Here is a 24,328-nt window from a genome sequence, read left to right as displayed (position 1 = left end):
TCACAGGTTCGCCATTTCGTTGGGCTTGAGCGCCACGTAAGGGGACTCGCGATCGCTGCGCTGCGGGTTCGCCCGCGCCTTCATGATCGCGCCGATCGAATACACCAGCACGCTGAACACCACGAACAGGAACAGCGCGGTCAGGCCGGTGTTGACGTAGCTGTTGACCATGATCTGCTGCATCTGATCGATGCTCTTGGCCGGCGCCACCACCTCGCCCTTGGCGATCGCGGCGCTGTACTTGTGCGCCTGGGCCAGGAAGCCCACCGACGGGTTGCCGTCGAAGATCTTGATTAGGCCGGCGGCGGTGGTGCAGATCAGCAACCACGTCGCGGGCAGGATCGTCACCCAGGCATAGCGATCGCGCTTGAGCTTGAACAGCACCACCGTGCACAGCATCAACGCGATGCCGGCCAGCATCTGGTTGGCGATGCCGAACAGCGGCCACAAGGTGTTGATGCCGCCGAGCGGATCGACCACGCCCTGATACAGGAAGTAACCCCACAAGGCGACGCAGCCGCCGGTGGCGAGCAGGTTCGGGCCCCAGGCCTCGGTGCGGCGCAGCGCCGGCACGAAGCTGCCGAGCAGGTCCTGCAGCATGAAGCGACCGGCGCGGGTGCCGGCATCGACCGCGGTGAGGATGAACAAGGCCTCGAACAGGATCGCGAAGTGATACCAGAACGCCATCGTGTTCTCGCCCGGCAGCACGCTGTGCAGGATCTGGGCGATGCCGACCGCGAGCGTCGGCGCGCCGCCGGCGCGGGCGAGGATGGTGTGTTCGCCGATGTCCTTCGCCGTCGCCTCGAGCATTTCCGGGGTCACGCTGAAGCCCCAGCCGCTGATCGTCTGCGCGACCGCATGCACGTCGGTGCCGACCAGCGCGGCCGGACTGTTCATGGCGAAGTACACGCCCGGCTCGATCACCGAGGCTGCGACCAGCGCCATGATCGCGACGAAGGATTCCATCAGCATGCCGCCGTAGCCGATGTAGCGCATGTGCGCTTCATTAGCGAGCAGCTTGGGCGTGGTGCCCGAGGAGATCAGCGCGTGGAAGCCCGACACCGCGCCGCAGGCGATGGTGATGAACAGGAACGGGAACAGCCCGCCTTTCCACACCGGGCCGGTGCCGTCGGTGAACTGGGTCAGCGCCGGCATGCGCAGGTCGGGCATCACGATGACGATGCCGATCGCCAGGGCGATGATGGTGCCGATCTTCAGGAACGTGGACAGGTAGTCGCGCGGCGCCAGCACCAGCCACACCGGCAGCACCGCGGCGACGAAGCCGTAGCCGATCAGCATCCAGGTGATCTGGGTGCCGGTGAAGGTGAAGCGCGGGCCCCACACCGGATCGGCGGCGATTACCCCGCCGTACCAGATCGCCGCCAGCAGCAGGATCAGGCCGACCACCGAGATCTCGCCGATCTTGCCCGGTCGGATGTAGCGCATGTACACGCCCATCATCACCGCGATCGGCAAGGTCGCCATCACCGTGAACATGCCCCACGGGCTTTCCGCCAGCGCCTTGACCACGATCATCGCCAGAACCGCCAGGATGATGATCATGATCAGGAACGCGCCGAACAGGGCGATGGTGCCGGGAATACGGCCCATCTCCTCGCGCACCAGATCGCCGAGCGAGCGGCCGTTGCGGCGGCTGGAGACGAACAGGACCATGAAGTCCTGCACCGCGCCGGCCAGGACCACGCCGACGATCAGCCACAGCAGGCCGGGCAGGTAGCCCATCTGCGCGGCCAGCACCGGGCCGACCAGCGGGCCGGCGCCGGCGATGGCGGCGAAGTGATGGCCGAACAGCACGTGCTTGTTGGTGGGAACGTAATCCAGGCCGTCGTTGTTGATGACCGCGGGCGTGGCCCGGGTCGGATCGAGCTGCATCACCTTGTTGGCGATGAACAGGGAGTAGTAGCGATACGCGACCAGGTAGATCGACACCGCTGCGACCACGATCCACAGCGCGTTGATGTGTTCGCCGCGCCGCAGCGCGATCGTGCCGAGGCAGAACGCCCCGAGGATTGCGAGGGCCGCCCAGCCCAATTTGCCCAGACCACCTTTCATGACGACCCTCCCGGTTTTGAACTCCCGAAGCGTCGCCCCTGCGACCGGGCGGGTCAATGCGCAGCGCGGCAAAGGCACGCAAATGCGGCTGATACTTTGGTCTTAGATGGGCGGGTGCTGTTCCCCCCTTTGAAAAAGGGGGGTAGGGGGATTTGCTCCCGACTTGAAGCATTAACCGGCAAAAGCGAATCCCCCGGCGCATTGCTGCGGTGCGGGCGCTTCATGCCTACGCAAGCGCCAGCCCCCTTTTTCAAAGGGGGCGAACTTTAAAAGAGCTGACTGGGTGGCGCAGAGAAGCAGATCTAAAGCCACTTGGCCCGCTTGAACCCGATATACAGCACCACGCACGCGGTGATCACCACGCCGATCAACACCGCGTAGCTCCATTGCCCCGGCAGTTCCGGCATGTGCACGAAGTTCATGCCGTACCAGCTCGCGACCAGCGTGGGCGCCGCCAGCAGCGCCGCCCATGCGCCCAGGCGCTTGACCACTTCGCCCTGGCGCACCGTCACCAGCGACAGGTTCACGCCGACCGCGGCGGTCAGCATCTCGCGCAAGGTGTCGGTGGTTTCGTTGATGCGCACGGCGTGATCGAGCACGTCGCGGAAGTACAGCTGGATTTCTTCGTCGATCAGGCCGCCGCGCGAACGCGTCAGCTGGCCCAGGATGTCCTGCAGCGGCGCCACCGCCATGCGCAGGCGGGTGAGTTCGCGCTTGAGGTCGTACAGCTCCTGCACGGTTTCCTTGCTGAAGTCTTCCGCGAAGATGTCTTTTTCCAGTTCGTTGAGCTCTTGCGTGAAGCCCTCGACGATCGGCATGAAGTTGTCGACCACGCTGTCGAACACCGCGTACAGCGCCGCGCCCGGGCCGTGTTCGAGCAGATCCGGTTCGCGCTCCATGCGCGCGCGCGCGGACTTGTAGCTGATCGAGGCGCCGTGGCGCACTGTGACCAGATAGCGCGGGCCGACGAACATATGCGTCTCGCCGAAGCGGATGCGGTTGTCGATCTTCTGCGCGGTATGGATGGCGATGAACAGCGAGTTGCCGTAGCTCTCGATCTTCGGGCGCTGGTGGGCGTTGTGCGCGTCCTCCACCGCCAGATCGTGCAGGCAGAATTCTTCCTGCAGCTTGTCCAGGATGCCCTCATCGGGCTCGTACAGGCCGACCCAGACGAAGCTGCCGTCGTCCACGGCCAGCACGTCGCTGATCGCATCGAGTGAAATGTCGCGGCGGGTGCCGTCGCGGCCATAGGCCGCGCAGTTGATGACGCATTGGGGGAGGGAGGGATCGCTCATGGCCGAATCCTGCCCTCGCGCGCCCGCAGGGGCAAGCCGTCAGGCCAGGCGCAGCTTGGCGGCTTTGCGGAAGCCGAACCACAGGCCCAGGTGGATCGGCAGCCACAGGGCGATCCAGTGCGCGTTGCGCTGCGGGTACAGCGGCAGCCAGTACAGGAACAGGGCCGCCACCGCGCTCAAGGCCGCCAGCGCGGTCAGCCACACGAACACCGGCCCGGTCTCGCGCCCGCGCAACGCGCGCCAGCCGCCGAACCACAGCAGCAGGCACAGCGGGTTGAACAGCAACAGATTGCGGTTCCCCCAGAGGTAGTTGTGGCCGGTGCCGAACCAGCCGTAGATCAGGATTGCGCCGATCAGGCCGAGCAGGCCCCACAGCGGCAAGGCCGCGAACGCCAGCACGCGCGGGCTGCGGTCGCCGATCCAGGCCAGCGCCACGCCGAACACCAGCCCGACCAGGGCCCAGGGCCACCACGGCAGCGGCATCGCCTCCGGCGCCGGCGCGATGCGGTGCGGCAGCAGTTCGCGCTCGGCCTGCACCAGCGGCTGGCCCTGGTCGTTCTTAGCTTCGCGCAGGGCGTCGGCGAGCCGCGCGGGCACATAGGACTCGGCCCACACCGGCACCGGCTTGTCGGTGTCCGGCCCCATCAGGATGTCCAGTGTCGCCCACATCCACAGGTCCGGCTTGGACAGGCGCAGCGCTTCGCTGCGCAGGGTGTTGCCGTGCGAGCGGCCCTCGATCTGGCGCCGCAGCGCGCCGCCCAGCACGGTGTCGATCGCGTCGCGCACGCGGGTGGCGCAGTTGTCGTCGAAATACTGGTAACGGTAGAACGCGTTCTCGGGCAGGGCATTGACCCGCAGCGCCTCGGCGATCTGCCGCGCCTGCGCCGGGCTCAGATTCAGCCATTGGATCGACACGCCGCGGCCTTCGTAGCCGTACTGGGCCATGTCCTGGTCGAACGGCAGCGCGACCAGGCGATAGCGCATGTTGTTGTCGATGAAGCGCTGGACGAAGTCGGGCTCGGTCGGATCGAAGAAGCCGAAGTTGTACGAGATCGCCGCGCCGCTGTCCTGGTCGAGCACCACCAGCGCGTCGTGGCCGAAGCGCGACCAGAACTCCTGGCCCGGCTGCATGGTGACCATGCCCACGCGCGGCGGCCGCGGCGTTGCGGTGGTTCCGGCAGCGGGTTGGGGCGCGGTGGATGGCGTGACTGCCGGCGTGGCGGCGCCAGGTGCGGCGTAAGCCAGGGATTGGATCAGCACCAGCACGGCGAAGGCATACAGCCGGACGAAACGGGAAAGAGAGGTCACGGGGAGCCTGGTCAGGCGGGGCGGGTGGCGGCCATTGTAAACAGCCTGGGCGGCGGTGCCGGCCGCGTTGGCGCGACTCGGACCTCAGCGGACGGCGCAGCGTCGGCCTGGATGTGTTTTTGTGGGAGGGGCTTCAGTCCCGACGTTTTTCGATCCGCGGCGACGCAGTTCCTAACACAGTGCAGCGCTGCGAAGCCGCACCGAAGGGACTGAGAGCAGATGCCAACCCAGTCCAAACCCCGCCGATGCCGACTCCGCCGGCACCCGGACTCAACCGTTCCCCAACACCCCGACATGGAAGGCATGCACGCGCCGCACATCCGCGCTGGCCACGCGGAACACGAACCGGTCCAGCGTCAGCTCTTCGCCGGCTTCGGGCAGATGGCCGATCGCCGCGGTCACCAGACCGCCGATGGTGTCGTACTCGTCGTCGTCGAAATCCGCGCCGAAGCGTTCGTTGAAATCGTCGATCGGCGTGAGCGCATCGACCACGTACTGGCCGTCGGCCTGGGCCGCGATCAGCGCATCGGGGTTTTCCGCTTCGTCGTGCTCGTCGTCGATCTCGCCGACGATCTGTTCCAGCACGTCCTCGATGGTCAGCAGGCCGGCGACGCCGCCGTGCTCGTCGATCACGATCGCCATGTGGTTGCGCGACTGGCGGAACTCGCGCAGCAGCACGTCCAGGCGCTTGGATTCGGGAATCAGCACGGCCGGACGCAGCAATTCGTGGATGCTGCCCGGGCCGTTGTCGGCGACCACGCCGCGCAGCAGATCCTTGGCCAGCAGGATGCCGAGAATCTCGTCCTTGTCCTCGCCATGCACCGGGAAGCGCGAATGGCCGGACTCGACCACCATCTTCATCAGGTCGAGGAACTTGGCCTCGGCCGGCAAGGCGACCATCTGCGAGCGCGGGATCATCACATCGCCGACGGTGAGGTCGGATACGGCGATCGCGCCTTCCATCATGCGCAAGGTGTCGGCGGCGATCAGGCCATCGGATTGCGCATCGCGCAGCAACTCGACCAGGTCTTCGCGGGAACTGGGCTCGCCCGACAGCGCGGAACTGATGCGGTCGAGCCAGGAACGCCGTTTCTCGTGGGATTCCGGCGGGTGGGTGCTACTACTGTCGTCCTCGGACATTCGATTTTTGCGCTATGTCCCTCGGGGGGGAGGGACGAAAGGAGGGAGTTTAACCTGGAAGACCGTTTCAGGCGGAGCCAGCCGGGAGCGGTCGGGGGGAATTCTGAATGCGGGGTTCGGGGCGAGGGAGCATGGGTGGCTGGGTGAGATCGCGTTGCACCCCTGTGCGGACTGGTCTTTGCAAGGGCGCGGGCTCGATGGTTCCAACGCGGCGCCTGCACCTGTCCGGACACAGCTTTCCACATGCGGGGGCAATGGTTCGTCGTGGTCGCAAGCCGAGGCGCACCGCGCGACATCGCGATGTCGGGTCGGGGCGATCCGCCTCGATCGATTGGGGCCAAGCCAAGCCGGGCGGCGCAGGCGCTGCACCATGCCATCACGCTTTCCGGCGGAAGGCGGAAGGCGGAATCGGGAGCGCGCCGAAAGTGCGCTGCCGGGCGTATCGACAGATCAGTCAACAAGTTGTGTGTCTTCCAATTAGCAAGTGATAGTTCCGCGATCAAAGAATCAGTCATGGATTACGTGCACTGAATTCATCGTTCAGCGCTGACGTCGATAACTGTGCATAGCTGAAATACCACCCGGCACGGATAATCATGATGTTTTTCCGTTCGTCCCGATATCCGCGCCGCCGGTCGCAGGCTTCACGCCGCGTGCTCAAAGGGACTCGACGATTTCCCTGTGATTTACTGGGGAAACGACGATGCGCAGCCATCGTGAAAGCGGCTTTACCTTGATAGAATTTTTGCTTGCCACTGCCATCGCCGCGATCGTTCTCGCGATGGCATTGCCCGACATCCGCCAGTCGATGCGTGCCAATCGCGTGGCGGTCTCGACCAACGAATTCATCGCCGCGCTCAGCCTGGCCAGAAACCGTTCGTTCGGCAGCCTGCACGAGGGCCAGGTATGTGCGAGCGCCGACGGCAAACATTGCAGCGGCAGCTGGAACGATGGTTGGATCGTCTGGTTCGATCGCAATCAGGACCACGAACCTTCCACAGATGAGATCCTGCGCCGCGCATCGGCGCAGGATCGGATCGACCTGAGAGCGACCGGCGCCCCCGCAGCGGCCGCCGCCATGACGTTCGATCGCCGCGGCCGCCTGTCGGATGGGCGACAACGCGATTTCGCCTTGACCTATGCATCTTGTGCAAGCGGCGAGAATGACGCGCGCCGGATCACCGTCGCCTCCAACGGCCAGGTACGGGTGAAGCCGGCGGCTTGTGAGTAGTCGCGCAACACCTCCGCCGACAACGGTCGCAGGCCGGGTGCGGCGACGAGCGACCACGACCCCGTGATCGGGCAGGACTCACTGATTCCAACACCGCTGCGCCACGTCTCCCGGCGTCGCGGCGATCCTGAATCGTCCCGAGTTCGCCAAGGCCAGCACGCGTGCTTCGCGGGTGTCGCGACTGCATAGAGTGAAGGTCAGATTGGTGCCGGCACTGGCGCCGTCGGGCTGGAACACGATGCGCTTGCGCCCGTCGTTACTGGAAATACGCAGCCGCTGCGACCATGGCGCGTAGCGCCCGATCAGCGTGTCGCGCGGCCCGAGTTCGCGATCATCATCGACATCGGCGAACGCCATCCAGCCTTGGCTCCAGTCCGAGTCCTGCCGGCAACCGCCGTTTTGCGCGGTCGGGCAGATGATCGTGGCGCTGCCGGTCGCGACGGCGGTCCGGCTGGAGGTCAGCACACTCTCGCCCAAGGTCATCGCGGTTTGGTCGAAGCCGAAGCGGGTATACATCGAGACGCTCGCTGGCAGCGCGATGCCGGCCAGTACCGCGACGATCAAAAAGGCTATCAATACCTCGATAACGGAAATTCCCTGCATCTGCTTCATCGGCCTTCCTTGGCTGTGGGGGATGGGGCCAGTGTGGGTGTTTCGTGCGCGGCCCGACGATAGGTAATTTCTGATTGGCTTGTGGGTGATCGGATCGCTTTGTTGTAGTCGAACGCTCCGATATGAATTCGACCCTGGGATCGACGGCGTACGATCTTGTCGCCATGCCTGGCCTTGATCGAGTGGAATAAAGGCTCTCTTACTATGTAGATTTACATTCTGCGTACAGAGCATTTCGCCTATTCGCCATCCATGCGCGGCGCGCCGCCGACCAGGATCCGCGCGCAATTGATTTCCAGAGGTTCGCGCAGTCCGCGAAATACTTGTGTAATTGAAGTGGTCGGTGCGTGCGTGAATTGCTGAAGGTATTCCGTTCGTCCTTGTTCGACAGCCGCCGATCGGTGGATGCGTTCAAAAGCACCTCATCGCGATCAAGCATCTGCCTGGGTCGAACTGAGTAACAGTCATGCGCGAACGGGGCATGCGTGGCTTCACCTTGATCGAGTTGATGGTGACGATCGCCCTGGTCGCGATCGTCCTGGCCCTGGGCTTGCCCAACTTCCAGCAGGCCATCCGTTCCAACCGGGTGGCGGCATCGGCGAACGAAATGCTCGCAGCGCTCAATCTGGCGCGCAGCGAGGCAATGCGCAGCCCGCTTGGGGGACGTGTGTGCACCAGCGCCGATGGCCTGAGCTGCGGCGGTACATGGAAAGACGGCTGGATGGTCTGGACCGACCGCAACGACAACAAGACCCCGCAGTCCGACGAAGTGTTGCGCTATGTGCCGGCGCCGTCGCAGATCGATGTCAGCGCCACCGCGGCAGCGGGCGACGCGAATGCGTTCGTGTTCGACCTGCGCGGTCGCCTCAAGGACGGCGGTTTGCGTCGTTTCACCCTGCGCCCTTCGCAATGCAGCTCCGGTGCGCAACAGATACGCGAAATCACCTTGACCGCGGTCGGACAGACGCGGATGGAGCGCAAGTCATGCGATTGAACATCGCCAGGGCGGCCCCGGGCCGTTTCGCACCGCAACAGCGCGGCTTCAGTCTGATCGAGGTGTTGATATCGATGCTGGTCATCGGTTTCGGCCTGCTGGGGCTGGCGATGATGCAGACCTTGAGCGTGCGCTACTCGCAAAGCGCCAACTACCGCACCCAGGCCAACAATCTGGCTTACGACCTGCTCGACCAGATCCGCGCCAACCGCGCGCTGTCGGCGCAGTTCACCAAGATCGATCAGGCCAGCTTCGCCAATGTGACCGGCAAAAGCTGTTCGCGCCAGGTGGACACGTATCTGTCACCCGAGGATAGCGCCACCCGCTGGAAGTGCCAGGTGCGCGCGACGCTCGGCGGCGGGGCGTATGCCGTGGTCTCCAAATCGGGAACTCAGACCCGCGTGACGATCAGTTGGGCGGACGCGCGCGGTGCGGTCGGCGCGGTCGGCGACAACTTCAACGGACAGATAAGCGTGGGGACCGATCTATGAACCGCCCGGGTGCATCGAGGGGTTTTACCCTGATCGAATTGATGGTCGCGCTGGTGCTCGGATCGTTGCTGATACTGGGCTTGCTCAAGGTGTTCGACGCCTCGCGGGTGAGTTACAAGCTGTCCGAAGGACTGGCGCGCGTGCAGGAGAACAGCCGGTTCGCAATGGATTATCTGCAACGCGATCTGCGCATGGCCGGGCATATGGGCTGCGCAAGCGATCAGGCCCGGTTCCAGGGCTCGCCGGTGCGGTTCGCGTCAGCGTTCGTGGCCGAGGAACAGCCCACCGAGGCGGAGTTCGACACGGCGCCAGAGCCGTTGCGGTTCAACACCATGCTGCAGGGATTCGAGGCGGCCGGCACCGCGCCCGGCGCGACGTTGGATCTGGCAGCGTCCGGCGCGTGGAGCGGGACGCCAGCGCTGCCCGGATACATTTCCTCGCTGACGCCAGCGCCGGCGGCGGGATCGGACGTGATCGCGCTTCGCTACTTCTCCGCAGAAGGAATCGCGGTCAAGTCCTTCGACGGCGCCCGTATCGCGGTGGATACCGGCCGCTGGAACGAGGTGCTGAGCGCGGGCGGCATCGCCGATCCGGGCTTGCTGGCGATCAGCGACTGCGCCAGCGCGGCCGCGTTCGAAGCCACTGCGGTGCATAAAGGCGGCATCGATACCGTCGTCCAGGTCAGCCAATCGGGACTCAACCGTTCCAGCCTCGCCAATCGCAACTTCACCGCGGGCCAGGCCACGTTGTACCGCGCCGAAAGCCAGGTCTACTACGTCGGCTTCAATCCGCAGGCCAGCAACGAGCCGACGCTGTATCGGGCGCGTTTCGTCCTGGCGCCGGGTAGCGGTGGGGTGACCTTGCTCGGCGGCGCGCCCGAAGCCTTGGTCGAAGGGGTGGAGAACATGCAACTGATCTATGGCCTGGACAGCCAGACCGATCAGAGCCGGCCGCCGACCGGCTACGTCGCCAGCCAGGCGGTGGCGAGCAAAGTCCAGCCCAGCAACGACACCACGCCGTGGCGTCGCGTCGGCCTGGTCCAGGTCGCGTTCCTGGCCCGCAGCACCGAGCGCGCCGGTGTGCCGGGCGCCGAGCGGTCGGAGCCGCCGCGCCTGCTCGGCGTCGCTGTGACGCCGCCCGACGACGGCCGCTACCGGGCCGTCTACGAATCCACCATCGCTCTGCGCAACCGCCTCTACGGCAACTGAGCGGGAGTACGTCCGATGCCGAACCTTCGTCCCCCCCTTCGCTCCTTTCCACCACGCCAGCGCGGCGCGGTGTTGTATGTGGCGATGATCATGCTGATCCTGCTGGCGCTGCTCGGCCTGGTCGGCATGCAGGTGACCGCGATGCAGGAGCGCATGTCGTCCAACTACATGCGCGTCAATACCGCATTCCAAGCCACCGAGGCGCTCACGCGGCAACGCGAGAGCGATATCAAGACCGCCTTGTTCGGCGGCTCGGGCATCTTCGTCGCCGACGAGGAACTGTGCTCGACCGACTACGACCCGCAGCGCTGGGCCGATGGCCAGCACGCGGCGGCGAGCCACACCCGCCGCATCGACAAGTGCTTCGCCGCCTCCAGCATCGTGGTAGGGCGCAAGCAGAACGAAGAAACCGGAAACATCTACCAGATCAGCGTCGTTCACGGCGACACCGATTCGGACCCCGCCGCCACCGCGGCGATCGATACGACCTTCATTCCCTGAGCCGAGGCGACGACATGCGCACGATTTTCCGTCTCCGTCATGTTCCCGGCCTGCTGGCCGCGGCCGTGCTGGCCGCCGCGACCTGGCTCGGCGTGCACATGGTCTACCTCCAGGCCGCGTCCAACGACTACGCCCTGGCCGAGAAGCCGCTCTACGTCGGCGGCAGTGCGCCACCGCTGATGATGCTGGTGGCCTCGCGCGACGAGCAATTGTTCGACAAGGCCTATCCGGACTACACCGATCTAGACGGCGACGGAGTGGTCGATGCTACGTACAACAATCGATTCGACTACGAAGGCTATTTCGATCCGTTCCTTTGCTACGCCTACGACGGGAGCCGGTTCAAGGCGGCGGGCGCGCGCAATGTCGATCACAAATGCGGCGGAGCGAAAGGCTGGAGCGGCAACTTCCTGAATTGGGTGACGATGAGCCGCCTGGACGTGTTGCGCTACGTGCTTTACGGCGGCAACCGTTCGACCGATAGCGCCGTCGAAACGGTGCTGGAGCGCGCCCACATTCCAAACGACATGCATGCCTGGGCCAAGGTATACAAGGGCACCGACCTGAAGGACTACGTCGCGATCGCGGTCAGCGGCACGACGACCTTTTGCAACGCCAGCTCCGGGCCGACAGGCGCGCCGCTGATGCGCGTGGCCAGCGGGAGCCTGTCGAACTGGGCGGTGACCGAGTACAACCAGTGCGTGGTGAGGGACGGCAGCGCGGGCGACCCGGACCGTCCGGTCGGCACCATCGTCGATTTCAACGTCAGGGTGAAGGTTTGCGATCCGACGGCGAGCGAGGCGGGGCGCGAACGTTTTTGTTCGCGCTATGGGTCGAGCTACAAGCCGACCGGCCTGCTGCAGGAATACGGCGAAAGCGGCCGCCTGCGTTTCGGCCTGGTCTCCGGTACCTACAGCAAGCCGCGCGCCGGTGGCGTGCTGCGCAAGAATGTCGGACTGTTCGCGGGCAATGGCGCCGACCCCGCGACCTGCGTAGCCGGCGACGAGGTAAGGCTGTCGGACGGCACATTCTGCAATCAGACCGACAACGGCCAGGGGATCGTCAACGCACTCAAGCGCTTCAAGATCGTGGGTTGGACGGGCGCCGGCACCGACGGCGCCTGGAACGGCGCGACTTGGGGCGCGGATTGCGGCAACTGGGGCACGAGCAACCGCACCGACATCGGCGCCGGGGTGCTCGCCGATCCGGGCGGCGGCACGTACAAATGCTCGCCCTGGGGCAATCCTATCAGCGAGATGTATTCCGAGGCGCTGCGCTACCTGTCCGGCGAGACCGCCGCCACCGCGAGCTTCGCCGAAAACCCGTTGAGCGACATCAAGGGCGCGCGTCCCGCCTGGGTCGATCCATACGGGAAAAAAGACGCTACCTACGGCGGCGGCAACAGCTATTGCGCCGCTTGCAGCATCATGGTGCTCTCCAGCGGCGCCAGTAGTTACGATGGCGACGCGGTTCAAGAGGTGAGCCGGCTGGGCAGTTCGGCCGCCGCCGCGACCAAGCGGGTCGGCGATGCCGAGCAGATCAGCGGCAATTCCTTCTTCGTCGGTTCGGCCGCGGAGCCCATCGCGACGAATCTGGCGATGTCGCATACGTTCTTCTGCCAGAACCAGGCGGTGTCCGACTTGGCCTACGTGCGCGGCATCTGCAACGAAGCGCCGCAGCGCGAGGGCAGCTACCTGGTTGCGGGCCTGGCCGAGGCCGCGTTCGCCGCCGACCTGCGCTCGGGCAATCTCCCTGGCAAGCCGGCCGGCATCAAGGTCAACGCGACCACTTTCGCCGTGGTGCTGGCCGACGGCGTGCCGACCGCGGAAATTGCGACCAGCGCCGGAACCATCGCCCTGACTCCGTATTGCCAGGCCAATCCCAACGCCGCCAGCAAGCGCACCTGCCAACTCGGCGATACGCTGGTCGGCAAACAGGAATCGACCGGCGGTTCCAAGCATGTGTACGGCCGCGACATGACCGCAAGCGGCGGCAGCTTCATGTTCAGCTGGGACGGTGCGCCGCAGGGCGAGGCCAACGACCGCGACTTCGTCTACATGTTGACCTACTGCATCGGCGGGAGCTGCAGTGACGACACCAATCCAGTCAACAATCCCAATTACAAGGGCTACGACATTTGTTGGGGCAGCCAGTCGGCCGTCTGCGGCCGTGACGGCCGGCCTGCGGTGGGCGGCGACGAAGTGCTGGTTCGCACCGAAATGATCAGTTTGTCCACCGGCAATCCGGTGCGGGTGGGTTTCAACGCATCGGGAAGCACCAGCGACGCACTGTATCCGAACGTGTACGCCCCCCAATCGCCCAGCGGCATGGAGGGGCAGGTATTCAACCTGCTCAACGGCGGCACGCCGTCGGCCAGTTATCCGATGGACAACCCCGTCAACAAGGTCTGGAACAGGCCGGAAGTGGTGAAGCTCAAGGCCGCCGGACAGGCTGTTTCGGCGCTGCGGCCGCCGCTGTGGTACGCGGCGAAGTACGGCGCCAGCGCCCAGGATCTCAACAGCAACGGCAAGCCGGACTGGGACGACAACGGCGATGGCCAGCCCGACAACTACCTGCTGGCGCGCAACCCGGCCAAGCTCAAGGCCGAACTCGGCAAGTTGATCTCGAAGGCCGCGGGCGCCTCACCGGTAACCGGCGGCGGCGGTTCGGGCGCGCGCCTGAGCGCGGGCAACTCGTTCTCGATCGCCAGTTCGTTCGACCTGAGGGCCGGCGGCAACGACTGGACCGGCAACCTGGTCGCCAACGACACCAACCTCGACGGCAGCGTCGGCAGTCAGCGCTGGGCGGCCGCGACGGTACTCGCGGGACAGGCGGCGTCTGGCAACCGCAACATCCGCGTGGCGATGGACGCGACCTCGATCGGCGCGAGCGGCACCAAGCAGGCCGCCGCCAAAGTCAGGGCGTTCACCGAAGCCAATCTGCGCAGCTTCGATCCCGCGGTCACGGTGCGCGCGCAGTTGGGGCTGAGCGCGTCCGACGCGGGTTGGATCGGTACGGTCACAGATGCGGACCTGGTGGATTACCTGCGCGGAAAGAAAAATTCCGCACCCTTGCGCGTGCGCTCCGGGCTGATCGGCGACATCGTCAACTCTTCGGTGGAAGTGGTCGCGGCCAAGGACGACTTCGGCTATGGCGCCTGGTCGGCCTTGGGCGGCGGCTGGAAGAGCGCGCTGGGCGAAAGCTACAAGACGTTCCTGGCTGACAAGCGCGCGGCTGGGGTCAATACCGCCCTGGTCGGAGCCAACGACGGCATGCTGCACGCATTCGACGTGGCCGATGGCAGCGAGCGGTTCGCCTTTATCCCCTCGTCTGCGCGCGAGCGCATGGGACAACTGGCCAATCCCAACTACGTGCATCGCTACACCGTGGATGGCGAGATCGTCAGCGCCGACGTCCCGACCACTTCGTCCGGCGGTTGGCGCACGGTCGCGGTGGCGGCCAGCGCAGCCGGCGGAAAGTCGGTGTCGGCGCTGGACCTCAGTGCCCCGGCAGGGTTCAACGATGCCTCGGTGCTGTGGGAGCTGCGCGGTAGCGAAAGCGGCAACCCGATCATGGACGACCTGGGCCATGTGTTCGGGCGGCCACTCGTGGTGCCGGTCACCGGCGCGACCGTGGGCGGCGCGCCGCGCTGGGTCGCGCTGTTCGGCAACGGCGTCAACTCCGCTGGTGGGGCGCCGGCGTTGTTCGTGGTCGACCTCAACACCGGCGACGTGCTGGCGCGACTGAAACCGGGCGGCAGCGAATACGCCTCGCGTAACGGTCTGTTCAATATCGCCGCGGTGGCGTTGTACAACAACGACAACGTCGTCGACACCGTGTACGGCGGCGACCTGCAGGGCAATGTGTGGAAGTTCGATCTCTCGGCGACCGAGGTTTCGTCGTGGAAGGTCGCGTTCAACGATGCGCCGCTGTTCTCCGCCGAGGACCACAAGGGCACAACGCAGCCGATCACCGGAGGACTGGAGGTCGCGCGCGGCCCGGGCGGCGGCGCCGTGGTGCTGTTCGGTACCGGACGCTATTTCGCCAGTACCGACAACCTGGTGCCCGACGATCCGCCGGTGCAGAGCTTCTACGGCGTGTACGACCGTTGCATTGCGGCCGATTGCGTCGACCGCATCGCCGAGGGGCGGGCCGGTCTGGCCCGGCGCAGCGTGAGCGAAGGCACCGGGTCCAGCGGCTACGTCACTCGCAGCATCGGTCGTGGCGGCGCCGGCCGCGACGGTTGGTATCTCCGACTTGCGTGTGGACGATAAGGCTGCGAGCGGCGAGCGCTTTATCGGCATGCCGCGCCTGCAAAACGGCAACGTGTTCTTCACCGCCTTCGAGCCGATCGGCAACGACTGCCGACCCGGTGGCCGCAACTGGCTTTACGGACTGGATCTCATGACCGGCGCCGGCGCCATGAGCGGCGTGAGCACGACACCCGGCGGCGCGCCGGTATGCGGCGCCGACTGCGGCGGCGTGGCCAGCGAAGCCACCGGAGCGCCAGTGAAGAACACCAATGTGCTGCTGCCGCCGCCGCCGCCGTCGGGCATCGTCGGTTGCGGCGCGAACGATCCCGCCTGCGCCAATCTTGAGACGCTCAACGCGGCCTTGGCGGCCAAACAGTGCTCGCTGGTGTTGCGTTCGGAAGGCACCAAGCCGCTGTACCTGCCGCGACCGTGCGGTCGCCAGTCCTGGCGTCAGGTCCGTTGATTCGTGTTTGGGGGAATTCCGATGTCCGCATACCACGCCCAGATTCCAGCGCGCGCCCGATATGGGCGCGGCAGGATCGCCGCCGGCTTCACCTTGATCGAACTGATGATGGCAGTCGCCGTGGTGGCGATATTGGCCGCCATCGCCTATCCCTCCTACCAGGACAGCGTGCGCAAAGCGCGGCGTTCGCAGGCGAAGGCGGATCTGGTCGAGCTGGCGCAGCGCGCGGAACGCTACTACACCTTGAACAACAGCTACGCCGGGTTCTGGGCCAGCGTGCCTGCGGGTCAAAAACGCTCGCCGCGAGACGGGGCGGCGTATTACCTGTTCGCCAGAACGCCGAACGACAGCGACGTCAACGCCTTCATTCTGTCGGCAACGCCCACCGGAACGCAGACGGCCGACACCGGTTGCGGAACGCTGACGCTCAATCAGGCAGGCGCCAAAACCATAACGGGAACGATGGAGTTGTCCCGATGCTGGTAGCTGTCTTGAGTCATCGTCCGGGTGAGCTCGATTCGATGGAAAGAATCCTACCCAAGATCGGGCCGATGTCCGAAAGACACGGCTCGATCGGTACGGCACGCTAAGCAAACAGTCGCGAACACGCTCGTCGCTCGCGATCCGGAAGAAACCCATCAAGGAGGATGTATGCAAGCACGCACGTTTTTCGTCTCGGCGCTGATGTCGTTCTGCGCGGTTGTGGCCTGGAGCCCCGCGCAAGCCGATACCGGCACGTCCCGGTCCACGCCGACGCAGGCGACTTATGTGGATATCGACAGCTACCTGCGCACCGACGCGGAGCTAAACGCCTGGTACGAACTGCGCTATCAGCTGCGCCGCAACTTCGACGATATCTGCGGCGATACCTTCTGCGAAGGCGACTACAGCAATATCGAGTCCCTGCGCTTTCGTTGTTCGGCCGATCAATCCAGCGGCGTCATCGGGCGCTGCGTCTGGGTGTTCGCGGGCAGCAACGAGGAAATCGATCCGGCGACCGGGGCGATCCGGGTGACGCCGAAGATCTGGCGCTGCCGCGCGCCGCTCGCGCCCGGGACGACCGCGTCGGCCTTGCTCGTCGCATTGGCCGGCGATCAGCCGCTGCATGCGCGATTGCCAGGCGCTTCGGTGTCGATCTACGACGGATTGGTCGATTGCTTGTGAAAGCGCCGGTGCGAACCGAACCGGTATCGGCTCAGTCTTCCAGGTAGGGGTCCGCGATTCCCAGCGAAGCCAGGATCTCGCGCTCCAACTGCTCCATGCACTCGGCCTCGCGCTCGTCCTCGTGATCCCAGCCGAGCAGGTGCAAGGTGCCGTGCACGGTCAGATGCGCGTAGTGCTCGTTCAGGGCTTTCCTCTGCTCGCGCGCCTCGCGCGCGACCACCGGGGCGCAGATGACCAGATCGCCCAGCAAGGGCAGCTTCACGCCCTTGGGCAGGCCTTCGGGCAGCTCGGCGGGGAAACTCAGCACGTTGGTGGCGTAGTCGCGGGCCCGGTAGTGACGGTTGAGCGATCGGCCTTCCTTGCTGTCGACGATACGGATGGCCAGATCGGCTTCGCGGATGCGGCCTTTGAGCGCGGCGGCGACCCATTTGCGGAAACTGGCCGCGGCCGGCAGGCCTTTGCGGGGCAGGGCGTAGTTGATGGTGACATCGAGTCGTACGGGACCTTGGGTCATCGCGGCGCTCACTCTTCGTTGCGTGCGCGCGGCTTGGGGCCGCGCGGAAATCGGTAAGCCGCCGCCGATGCCGGTTGCGATCGGCAGCGATCAGCCGGCGCCGGTTCCGGTCGCGACCTGGGTCGCGCGCCGGGGCGGGCGCTTGGATCAGGCGCTCGGGCCGCTCTGCGCGTCCTTGGCATCGCGCGCGTCGTACGCGGTGACGATGCGCGCGACCAGCGGATGGCGGACCACGTCCTTGGCCTCGAAAAAGGTGAAGCTGATTCCGTTGACCTCGCGCAGCACGTCCAGCGCGTCGCGCAGGCCTGACTTGACGTGCTTGGGCAAGTCGATCTGGGTGAGATCGCCGGTGACCACCGCCGTGCTGCCGTAACCGATGCGGGTCAGGAACATCTTCATCTGTTCGATGGTGGTGTTCTGCGCTTCGTCCAGGATCACGTAGGCGTCGTTGAGGGTGCGGCCGCGCATGTAGGCCAGCGGCGCGATCTCGATGACGTTCTTCTCCAGCAGCTTGACGACTTTCTCGACGCCGAGCATTTCGTACAGCGCGTCGTACAGCGGACGCAGGTACGGATCGACCTTCTGGCTGAGGTCGCCGGGCAGGAACCCAAGCTTTTCCCCGGCTTCGACCGCGGGGCGCACCAGGATCAGGCGCTGCACGCGCGATTCGTTCAGGGCCTCGACCGCGCTGGCGACGGCCAGGAAGGTCTTGCCGGTACCGGCCGGGCCGATGCCGAAATTGATGTCGTGGGTGGCGATCGCGTGCAGGTACTTGGCCTGATTGGCGCCGCGGCCGCGGATGGTGCCGCGCTTGACCCGGATCGCCACTTCCTGCGGCTCGATCTCCTCCAGCACCGCCTGTTCGGCGCCGGTTTCGGTCAGGGCTAGATGGACCGCGTTTTCGTTCAAGGTTTCTTCGCCCGCGTCCTTCCACAGGCGGCGCAACAGCTTCTCGGCCTGGCCGACCGCGATGATCGGGCCGTCGATGCGGAAGATGTTGCCGCGATTGGCGATTTCCACGCCCAGGCGCAGTTCGATCATGCGCAGGTGACCGTCGAAGGGGCCACTGAGGTTGGCCAGACGTTCGCTGTCGGCCGGGTCTAGAGTGAATTCGGAGGCGGTTCGGGCGGGCATGGGGAAAGCGTAAGCAGATTCGCACGCACAATGCGTGCTGGGGCGTCACAGCTTGCGCCTGTCGGGGCGTTTTCGCAAAGCATGGCGGTGCGGCGTTGGGTCGTTCGGGGCTCAAGCCGCGGTCATGGCGAATCGCCGCCGTGCCGTCATCGGCAGCACGAACGAATGCGCCGTCAAATCGTCTTCACATGCCGGCGCCGCGCGACGCCGGTGTTTACCCGCGCGGCGGTCCTTCGCGCAGCGTGCGCCAGACCCGCAGCGCGCCCATCAAGGTCAGCAGCAGCGAACCGATCAGCCACAGCAAGGTGATGGCATCGGCATCGAAAGCGCCGTGGCGGGTCGCGCGCATCCACGAGCGCAGCAGCCCCAACAGACCCAGCCCCAGGAACCAGAAGCCGATCGCGCCGCGCGACAGCAGGCTCGATTGCGGGGGCTGCGATGGGGCCTCGGATTGCGATGCGCCCGGGCCCGCTCGATCCCGCCCGGCCTCATCCGACCGCGGGCGACCTGTCTCGATTCCTTCCGGGCGGGGCGTCACCGCGCCGGGTTGCCCCGCCCGGGTCGGGTCGGGTCGGGCCGCACCGGTTGAATCGCGTTCATCGGACATGTCATTGCCTCCACACACAGCACTCACGGACGTGCAGATCGCCACAACGGCCGGCCTGCCAGCAAGAGGCCGATCGTCGCGGTCGCCAATCCGCCCAGCACATCCCAGGCGTAATGCTGCCCGGTGCTGACGACGCTGGGCGCCAGCGCCGCGAGCGCGATCCACACCACCGCCCGCATCGGCGGATATTGCGCGGCGAAACCCATGGCCGCCACCACCGGAATGGTGATATGGCCCGACGGAAAGCAATTATTCACGCCGTCCAGGGCGTACAGGCAGCGCCACGCGGCTTCGGTCAACGCGTCCAGGCCCTGCGGCAGCGGTGGGCGCACGGTCCGCGTCGGCCACAGCAGCCAGATCGTCGCGTTCAAGCCGATCGCGATCGCATAGGCGCGTATGGTCGCGCGCAACAGGCGGCGCTCGCCGATCGCCAGCGTCAGCGCCGGTCCCGCCAGCAGCAACAGCCAGTACGGCCAGATGGTCCAGGCTTGCCAGCCCAGCCAGTCGTCCGCGACGCTGCGCGGCAACAGCTGCGGTTCGCGCGGCGGAAAGGCGTTGATAGCCAGGTAGAGCACGCCGTTGATCGCCATCGCGATCAGCACGATGGCGATACGTCTGGATAACGCGACCGTATCGGTGCCGATGCCGGCATTGGTGCGAGTGCGGACATCGGCGGCGAGCATCTGCGGTAATGGGTCCGATGGCGATTGATCGGGCCAGCATGGGCGATGCGAGCAGGGCGACGCCAGTGTCGCCGCGCTTGTCCGCGCATCCTCATAGCCATTCGCTCTTGTGGGAGGGCCTTCGGGTCCGATGCTGTTCGCTCTGCTCGCGCGGAAGCTTCATCGCGGCTGAGAGGAAAGCATTGGACCTGAAGGCCCTCCCACAAAATCAGATCCCATCCGCAAAGGTCTTCAGGGTCGCCGCGGTCCCCGGCGCTTCGCAGTGCTTCTCGGCTTCAATCCACACCCCGTTGCCTTGCCCCATCTCAACGCACCGCCCCAAGCCAGACTCCCCCTGGCCATATCGGCAAACGCGCTCCGCTGGCTCATACTGCCGCCGCACATGGATACCCAATCGCAGGACATGCCGTCGTCGGATGCGTTGAACGCGGGCGCGAGCGGCCACAGACGCGGGCAGCGCACCGGGCCGGATCTCGACTGGCGCGTGCGCATCGCCGGGCTCGGCCGTTATTTGCCGCAGCGCCGTGTCTCCAGTGCAGAAATCGAACAACGCGCCGGTCTGCCGCCAGGCTGGGCCCTGCAAAACAGCGGCGTCGCTTTCCGCCATTGGGCGCAACCCGAGCGCGAACGCGCCAGCTGGATGGGCGCGCAAGCGGCGATGCAGGCTTGCGAGCAAGCCGGTATCGAACCGTCGATGCTGGATCTGATCGTGAACGCTTCAGGCTCGGCCGAGCGTGCGATTCCCGACGGCGGCCCGCTGCTGCAACGCGAGCTCGGCCTGGGCCGTTCCGGCATTCCGGCCTTGTCGGTGCATGCGACCTGCCTGAGTTTCGTCGCCGCGCTGGAACTGGCGGCCGAGCGCATCCACCACGGCCGCATCGAACGCGCGTTGATCGTCAGCAGCGAGATCGCCTCGGTCGGCCTGGATTTCGACAGCCCCGAGGTCTGCACCCTGTTCGGCGACGGCGCCGCCGCGGCGGTGTTGGAACGCGCGCCGGCCGACAGCGCCAGCCGCATCCATCGCATCGCCTGGCGCACGATGGGCGAGGGCGTGGAGATCACCACCTTGCGCGGCGGCGGCAGTTGGCGCCCGCCGCTCGGGCCGCTGACCACGCCGGCCGACGCGCTGTTTTCGATGCAGGGACAGGCCGCCTTGCGCAGCGGTATCCGGTTGGTGCCGTATGTGATGCGCAGTCTCGGATTGGACGATCGCAACGCCCGCCGCGCATTGCGCTGGGTCGCGCCGCATCAGGCCAGTCGCGCCGCGCTGGATGTGATCGAGCAGATCGGCTTCGAGCAGGCACGGATGGTGCGTACGCTGGAATACACCGGCAATTGCATCGCCGCGTCGATTCCGCTGGCGCTGGAGCAGGGCGTGCGCGAGGGTACGATCCGCCGCGGCGAACCCGGGGTGCTGCTCGGTACCGGCGCGGGGTTGTCCGGCGTTGGTTTGACCATGACTTACTGACGCGCGGGAGCGGATCGGGCCGATGATTGCGACGACAGCAGTGAAGTGCGCGGCCACCAGCGTGTCGTGTCTTGCCATGAAGTCCCTTGCTGTCGGGGTTTTGCGCATGGTTCGCTTCGATCGTAACGAAGTGGATTGGCGTGGCACCGCTTCGGTTGTCGGGGCTGAAGCCCCTCCCACAAAAGACTTCGGTGCTGTCGCGAGCAGGGCGTCATGACCACGCAGCGCATCGTCATCACCGGCGCCACCGGGTTTCTCGGCGGTGCGCTCGCGCGGCATCTGCTGGCGACGCGGCCTTGGACGCAGGTCGTCGGCTTGGGCCGCGATCCCGAACGCGGCCGCGCGCTACAGGCGCAAGGCGTCGAGTTCCAGGCGCTGGATCTGACCGACGAAGGCGCCGTGCATCGCGTCCTGCGCGGCGCCGATATCGTCGTGCACGCGGCGGCGCTGTCCAGTCCCTGGGGCCGGCGCGAAGCCTTCGTCGATGCCAATGTGCGCGCCACCGATCACGTCATCTCGGCCTGCATCGCGCGCCAGGTGCGGCGGCTGGTGCATATCTCCACGCCCGGCATCTATCACGACGGCGCGCCGCATCGCGGGATCGTCGAAGATCATCCGCTGCCGGCGCGCGCGGTCAACGACTACGCCGCGACCAAGCTCATCGCCGAGCGGCACGTGTTCGAGCGTTGCGCGGCCGGCGGCGTGTCGGCGCTGGCGCTGCGGCCGCGGGCGATTTTCGGACCCGGCGATAGCGCGATCCTGCCCCGCCTGGCGCAGGCGTTGCGCAGCGGACGTCTGCGCCGCATCGGCGCGGACGACTGCATGGTCGATCTGAGTTACGTCGATAACGTGGTCGATGCGATCGTGCTGGCGATGGACGCTTCGTGGCGCTTGAATGGCCGCGTCTACAACATCAGTAACGGCGAGCCGGTGGCGATCTGGAGCGTGATCGACCGGCTTGCCGACGCGCTGTCGTTGCCGCGTCCGGACAAGCGCATGCCCAAGCCGCTCGCGCTGGCCCTGGCCAGCACGGTGGAAGCGTTCTACCGGCGATTCAAGCCCGATAGCGAGCCGCCGCTGCTGCGCTACGGCGTCGAATTGCTGAGCGTGGACATGACCCTGGACATCACGCGCGCGCGCGATGAACTGGGTTATCGTCCTCGCGTGAGCATGGACGAAGCCCTCGACAGAACCTTGAGCGAACTGGCGCGCGTGGAGGCGCGACGGTGAGCGGCGAAGTCGCGCTGACCCTGGCCGCGTCCGGGCACAGCTGCGCCGATCCGCGCCATCTGGGTTTCGCCGCCGGCCCGCCTATGCATTTTCCCGCCGGCTGGGCCCTGATCGAGCATCCGGTGCAGGGCGCGATCCTGTTCGATTGCGGCTACGGGCCGGATGCGCGCGCGGCGATGCGGCGCGGCGTGCGCTGGATTTATCGTCGCGCCATCCACGCATGTTCCGCGCCACATACCGACGCCGCGCAGTTGCTGCACCGGCGCGGTCTGAGCCGCGACGACGTGCGCCTGCTGGTGATCAGCCATTTCCACCCCGATCACATCGGCGGGCTCGGCCAGTTTCCGCGTGCGCGCTTCCTCGCCCATGCACAGGCCTGGCGGCAGGTCGCCGAGTCGAATTGGTTCGGGCTGCTGCACGCGCAGATCTGGAAGGAACTGTTGCCGGCCGATTTCGCCGAGCGCCTGCAATTGCTCGACGACGACGGCCGGCGCGTGCTCGACGGCGATCTGGCGACGCTGGGCGAGGGCTGGGATCTGCTCGGCGACGGCAGCCTGCACGCGGTCGCGTTGCCGGGCCATGCGCGCGGCCAGATCGGCCTGGCTTTGCGTACGCGCACGGGCGAGCGGGTGGTGCTGGCGGCCGATGCGTTCTGGCGGCGCGAGCAGCTCGATCGCGATCAACCCTTGCCGTGGCTGACCCAGCGCGTGGCGATGGACGATGCCGCGGCGTATCGCGAGACCTTGCGGCGCCTGACCCGGTTTCGCGATACGCATCCCGGCGCCTGGGTGATTCCTTCGCATTGCGCCGATACCTTAGCGGCGTGGCGGGATCGGCATCCGCAGTCGGTGCTGGATGAGTTGCCGCAGGCGGCGTCGGCGGGGTGATGGAAGGTGCGGGCGATCGCCCGCGGACCTGGCTCAAGCGACGCTTATCGATCCGTCGATCGCGTCCGAGCGATACCGCCTAGTGCCTAGTGCGTTGCTCGCCCGGCCTCGGGCGGCGCTCGTTCGTATTGCCCGCAGCAGTTCAACTGCCGAATCGGCGTGGCTCAACCCGCACTGCGGATCAGGATGGGCGAGGGCCGCCTACCGCCAAACCTCGGCCATCAGCAGCCCATCCCACCCCCAGCCAGAACGACCGCCCGTCGGCCCGCTCTTGCGATCTAATTAATCATTGAATTAAATATGGCGCATGGACACGCCCACCCCCGCCAAACGCGGCCGGCCGCATAAGACCTCGGCGCCCAAGCGCGCCCCGGGTCGGCCGGCCGCGGCCGACAATCCCGATCTGCGCGCGCGCCTGCTCGATGCCGCCATCGCCTGTTACGCCCGCCAGGGCATCGCCGCGACCTCGCTGCGCGCGATCGCCGCCGAGGCCGGCGTCAATCCGGCGCTGTTGCATTACTACTTCGGCGACAAGGAGCAATTGCAGGAAGCGGTCAGCAACGAGCGCCTGATCCCGGTGTTCATGGGCCTGCGCGACGGGCTGATGGGCGAGGGCAAGGACGTGTTCGATCTGATCGGCGGCTTCGTCGCCGGGGTCGGCCGCATCGTCGCCGCGCATCCCTGGCTGCCGTCGCTGTGGGTGCGCGAGGTGCTGTGCGAAGGCGGCGCGCTGCGCGAAAGCGTGCTGTTCCAGAAGATCGGCCCGGTGCTGCCGCAGATGATGGCCAAGCGCTTCGCCCAGGCGCAGGCCGAGGGCCGCATCAATCCGGATCTGGACCCGCGCCTGCTGATGGTCAGCCTGATCGGCTTGACTCTGTTCCCGGCCGCGAGCGCGCCGATCTGGCGTTTCATGTTCGATGCCGAGGATCTCGATCTGGATACGCAGCGCCGCCACGCGCTGGCTCTGCTCGACCGGGGGTTGATGCCATGAAACGCGAGGACGACGAGATGACCGCGATGACTGCTGTCGGCGTTTGTGGGAGGAGCATCTTTTGTGGGAGGGGCTTCAGCC

The 24,328-nt window shown here is 66.2% G+C and carries 22 protein-coding genes; 13 read left to right on the top strand and 9 right to left on the bottom strand.

The features are described 5' to 3' along the window. The 4 genes from LG3211_RS16510 to LG3211_RS16495 form a co-directional block, all read right to left on the bottom strand. Entirely contained in the window at positions 1-2,073 is a 2,073-nt protein-coding gene (locus LG3211_RS16510; RefSeq protein WP_057943793.1) for a carbon starvation CstA family protein, read from the bottom strand. A gap of 302 nt (positions 2,074-2,375) precedes the next feature. Beyond that, entirely contained in the window at positions 2,376-3,368 is a 993-nt protein-coding gene (corA, locus tag LG3211_RS16505; RefSeq protein ID WP_057943792.1) for a magnesium/cobalt transporter CorA, read from the bottom strand. Positions 3,369-3,407: 39 nt separating this feature from the next. After that, positions 3,408-4,676 (bottom strand): lipoprotein N-acyltransferase Lnb domain-containing protein, encoded by a 1,269-nt coding sequence (locus LG3211_RS16500; protein WP_057943791.1) that lies wholly within the window; start codon positions 4,674-4,676, stop codon positions 3,408-3,410. A gap of 270 nt (positions 4,677-4,946) precedes the next feature. Then, the gene (locus LG3211_RS16495; protein WP_057943790.1) at positions 4,947-5,816 is read right to left on the bottom strand and encodes a CorC family transporter; all 870 of its coding nucleotides are present in this window, start codon (positions 5,814-5,816) and stop codon (positions 4,947-4,949) included. Between the two features lie 703 nt (positions 5,817-6,519). On the opposite strand from LG3211_RS16495, the gene LG3211_RS16490 reads away from it, so the two are divergent. After that, the gene (locus LG3211_RS16490; RefSeq protein WP_057943789.1) at positions 6,520-7,047 is read left to right on the top strand and encodes a GspH/FimT family pseudopilin; all 528 of its coding nucleotides are present in this window, start codon (positions 6,520-6,522) and stop codon (positions 7,045-7,047) included. A gap of 78 nt (positions 7,048-7,125) precedes the next feature. Here LG3211_RS16490 and LG3211_RS16485 read toward each other — a convergent pair whose 3' ends face one another. Continuing rightward, positions 7,126-7,659 carry a GspH/FimT family pseudopilin gene (locus tag LG3211_RS16485; protein WP_057943788.1) on the bottom strand — a complete coding sequence of 178 codons (534 nt, stop codon included), beginning with the start codon at positions 7,657-7,659 and terminating at the stop codon, positions 7,126-7,128. A 466-nt stretch (positions 7,660-8,125) separates the two neighbouring features. On the opposite strand from LG3211_RS16485, the gene LG3211_RS16480 reads away from it, so the two are divergent. The 8 genes from LG3211_RS16480 to LG3211_RS16445 all read left to right on the top strand — a co-directional run bounded on the left by LG3211_RS16480 (position 8,126) and on the right by LG3211_RS16445 (position 16,733). Then, positions 8,126-8,653, top strand: a complete 528-nt coding sequence (locus tag LG3211_RS16480; protein ID WP_057943787.1) for a GspH/FimT family pseudopilin — start codon at positions 8,126-8,128, stop codon at positions 8,651-8,653. Further along, complete coding sequence (gene pilV / locus LG3211_RS16475) at positions 8,644-9,144, top strand: type IV pilus modification protein PilV (RefSeq protein WP_083512596.1); 501 nt, start codon at positions 8,644-8,646, stop codon at positions 9,142-9,144. The genes LG3211_RS16480 and pilV overlap by 10 nt, the downstream gene beginning before the upstream one ends. Further along, positions 9,141-10,352, top strand: coding sequence for a PilW family protein (locus tag LG3211_RS16470; RefSeq protein ID WP_083512595.1), 1,212 nt, complete (start codon positions 9,141-9,143; stop codon positions 10,350-10,352). The genes pilV and LG3211_RS16470 overlap by 4 nt, the downstream gene beginning before the upstream one ends. A gap of 84 nt (positions 10,353-10,436) precedes the next feature. Then, complete coding sequence (locus LG3211_RS16465) at positions 10,437-10,853, top strand: pilus assembly PilX family protein (protein ID WP_237049772.1); 417 nt, start codon at positions 10,437-10,439, stop codon at positions 10,851-10,853. A 14-nt stretch (positions 10,854-10,867) separates the two neighbouring features. Next, on the top strand, positions 10,868-15,127 hold the full coding sequence (locus tag LG3211_RS16460; RefSeq protein ID WP_057943784.1) for a pilus assembly protein: 4,260 nt from the start codon (positions 10,868-10,870) through the stop codon (positions 15,125-15,127). Beyond that, positions 15,075-15,569: a hypothetical protein gene (locus tag LG3211_RS16455; RefSeq protein ID WP_148648967.1), complete on the top strand. Its 495-nt coding sequence runs from the start codon at positions 15,075-15,077 to the stop codon at positions 15,567-15,569. The genes LG3211_RS16460 and LG3211_RS16455 overlap by 53 nt, the downstream gene beginning before the upstream one ends. A gap of 21 nt (positions 15,570-15,590) precedes the next feature. Further along, positions 15,591-16,055 carry a type IV pilin protein gene (locus tag LG3211_RS16450; RefSeq protein ID WP_057943782.1) on the top strand — a complete coding sequence of 155 codons (465 nt, stop codon included), beginning with the start codon at positions 15,591-15,593 and terminating at the stop codon, positions 16,053-16,055. Between the two features lie 165 nt (positions 16,056-16,220). After that, the gene (locus tag LG3211_RS16445; protein WP_057943781.1) at positions 16,221-16,733 is read left to right on the top strand and encodes a hypothetical protein; all 513 of its coding nucleotides are present in this window, start codon (positions 16,221-16,223) and stop codon (positions 16,731-16,733) included. Between the two features lie 31 nt (positions 16,734-16,764). Here LG3211_RS16445 and ybeY read toward each other — a convergent pair whose 3' ends face one another. The 4 genes from ybeY to LG3211_RS16430 all read right to left on the bottom strand — a co-directional run bounded on the left by ybeY (position 16,765) and on the right by LG3211_RS16430 (position 19,671). Next, the gene (gene ybeY / locus LG3211_RS16440; RefSeq protein ID WP_057943780.1) at positions 16,765-17,247 is read right to left on the bottom strand and encodes an rRNA maturation RNase YbeY; all 483 of its coding nucleotides are present in this window, start codon (positions 17,245-17,247) and stop codon (positions 16,765-16,767) included. 147 nt (positions 17,248-17,394) lie between these two features. Next, positions 17,395-18,381: a PhoH family protein gene (locus LG3211_RS16435; protein ID WP_057943779.1), complete on the bottom strand. Its 987-nt coding sequence runs from the start codon at positions 18,379-18,381 to the stop codon at positions 17,395-17,397. Positions 18,382-18,595: 214 nt separating this feature from the next. Beyond that, on the bottom strand, positions 18,596-18,988 hold the full coding sequence (locus LG3211_RS25840) for a hypothetical protein (protein WP_148648966.1): 393 nt from the start codon (positions 18,986-18,988) through the stop codon (positions 18,596-18,598). A gap of 23 nt (positions 18,989-19,011) precedes the next feature. Then, positions 19,012-19,671: a phosphatase PAP2 family protein gene (locus tag LG3211_RS16430; RefSeq protein WP_057943778.1), complete on the bottom strand. Its 660-nt coding sequence runs from the start codon at positions 19,669-19,671 to the stop codon at positions 19,012-19,014. A gap of 382 nt (positions 19,672-20,053) precedes the next feature. Here LG3211_RS16430 and LG3211_RS16425 point away from each other — a divergent pair, with 382 nt between their 5' ends. The 4 genes from LG3211_RS16425 to LG3211_RS16410 all read left to right on the top strand — a co-directional run bounded on the left by LG3211_RS16425 (position 20,054) and on the right by LG3211_RS16410 (position 24,247). Next, a complete protein-coding gene (locus LG3211_RS16425; protein ID WP_057943777.1) occupies positions 20,054-21,139 on the top strand; it encodes a 3-oxoacyl-[acyl-carrier-protein] synthase III C-terminal domain-containing protein in 1,086 nt (361 codons plus the stop codon). 213 nt (positions 21,140-21,352) lie between these two features. Further along, positions 21,353-22,369, top strand: coding sequence for an NAD-dependent epimerase/dehydratase family protein (locus tag LG3211_RS16420; protein WP_057943776.1), 1,017 nt, complete (start codon positions 21,353-21,355; stop codon positions 22,367-22,369). Further along, positions 22,366-23,256 carry an MBL fold metallo-hydrolase gene (locus LG3211_RS16415; protein WP_057943775.1) on the top strand — a complete coding sequence of 297 codons (891 nt, stop codon included), beginning with the start codon at positions 22,366-22,368 and terminating at the stop codon, positions 23,254-23,256. Before LG3211_RS16420 ends, LG3211_RS16415 begins: the two co-directional genes overlap by 4 nt. Before the next feature lie 307 nt (positions 23,257-23,563). Further along, positions 23,564-24,247, top strand: a complete 684-nt coding sequence (locus tag LG3211_RS16410) for a TetR/AcrR family transcriptional regulator (RefSeq protein WP_057943774.1) — start codon at positions 23,564-23,566, stop codon at positions 24,245-24,247. Positions 24,248-24,328 lie beyond the last annotated feature (81 nt).

The organism is Lysobacter gummosus (genome assembly GCF_001442805.1).
Classification (GTDB): domain Bacteria; phylum Pseudomonadota; class Gammaproteobacteria; order Xanthomonadales; family Xanthomonadaceae; genus Lysobacter; species Lysobacter gummosus.
This window is presented reverse-complemented; position numbering and strand designations above follow the sequence as displayed.

Coding starts and splice junctions, on each gene's coding strand:
- LG3211_RS25840 (WP_148648966.1), bottom strand. CDS start 18,988: ATGTCCGATGAACGCGATTCAACCGGTGCGGCCCGACCCGACCCGACC.
- LG3211_RS16430 (WP_057943778.1), bottom strand. CDS start 19,671: ATGCTCGCCGCCGATGTCCGCACTCGCACCAATGCCGGCATCGGCACC.
- LG3211_RS16450 (WP_057943782.1), top strand. CDS start 15,591: ATGTCCGCATACCACGCCCAGATTCCAGCGCGCGCCCGATATGGGCGC.
- ybeY (WP_057943780.1), bottom strand. CDS start 17,247: ATGACCCAAGGTCCCGTACGACTCGATGTCACCATCAACTACGCCCTG.
- pilV (WP_083512596.1), top strand. CDS start 8,644: ATGCGATTGAACATCGCCAGGGCGGCCCCGGGCCGTTTCGCACCGCAA.
- LG3211_RS16410 (WP_057943774.1), top strand. CDS start 23,564: ATGGACACGCCCACCCCCGCCAAACGCGGCCGGCCGCATAAGACCTCG.
- LG3211_RS16470 (WP_083512595.1), top strand. CDS start 9,141: ATGAACCGCCCGGGTGCATCGAGGGGTTTTACCCTGATCGAATTGATG.
- LG3211_RS16495 (WP_057943790.1), bottom strand. CDS start 5,816: ATGTCCGAGGACGACAGTAGTAGCACCCACCCGCCGGAATCCCACGAG.
- corA (WP_057943792.1), bottom strand. CDS start 3,368: ATGAGCGATCCCTCCCTCCCCCAATGCGTCATCAACTGCGCGGCCTAT.
- LG3211_RS16480 (WP_057943787.1), top strand. CDS start 8,126: ATGCGCGAACGGGGCATGCGTGGCTTCACCTTGATCGAGTTGATGGTG.
- LG3211_RS16485 (WP_057943788.1), bottom strand. CDS start 7,659: ATGAAGCAGATGCAGGGAATTTCCGTTATCGAGGTATTGATAGCCTTT.
- LG3211_RS16435 (WP_057943779.1), bottom strand. CDS start 18,381: ATGCCCGCCCGAACCGCCTCCGAATTCACTCTAGACCCGGCCGACAGC.
- LG3211_RS16420 (WP_057943776.1), top strand. CDS start 21,353: ATGACCACGCAGCGCATCGTCATCACCGGCGCCACCGGGTTTCTCGGC.
- LG3211_RS16425 (WP_057943777.1), top strand. CDS start 20,054: ATGGATACCCAATCGCAGGACATGCCGTCGTCGGATGCGTTGAACGCG.
- LG3211_RS16445 (WP_057943781.1), top strand. CDS start 16,221: ATGCAAGCACGCACGTTTTTCGTCTCGGCGCTGATGTCGTTCTGCGCG.
- LG3211_RS16465 (WP_237049772.1), top strand. CDS start 10,437: ATGATCATGCTGATCCTGCTGGCGCTGCTCGGCCTGGTCGGCATGCAG.
- LG3211_RS16510 (WP_057943793.1), bottom strand. CDS start 2,073: ATGAAAGGTGGTCTGGGCAAATTGGGCTGGGCGGCCCTCGCAATCCTC.
- LG3211_RS16460 (WP_057943784.1), top strand. CDS start 10,868: ATGCGCACGATTTTCCGTCTCCGTCATGTTCCCGGCCTGCTGGCCGCG.
- LG3211_RS16490 (WP_057943789.1), top strand. CDS start 6,520: ATGCGCAGCCATCGTGAAAGCGGCTTTACCTTGATAGAATTTTTGCTT.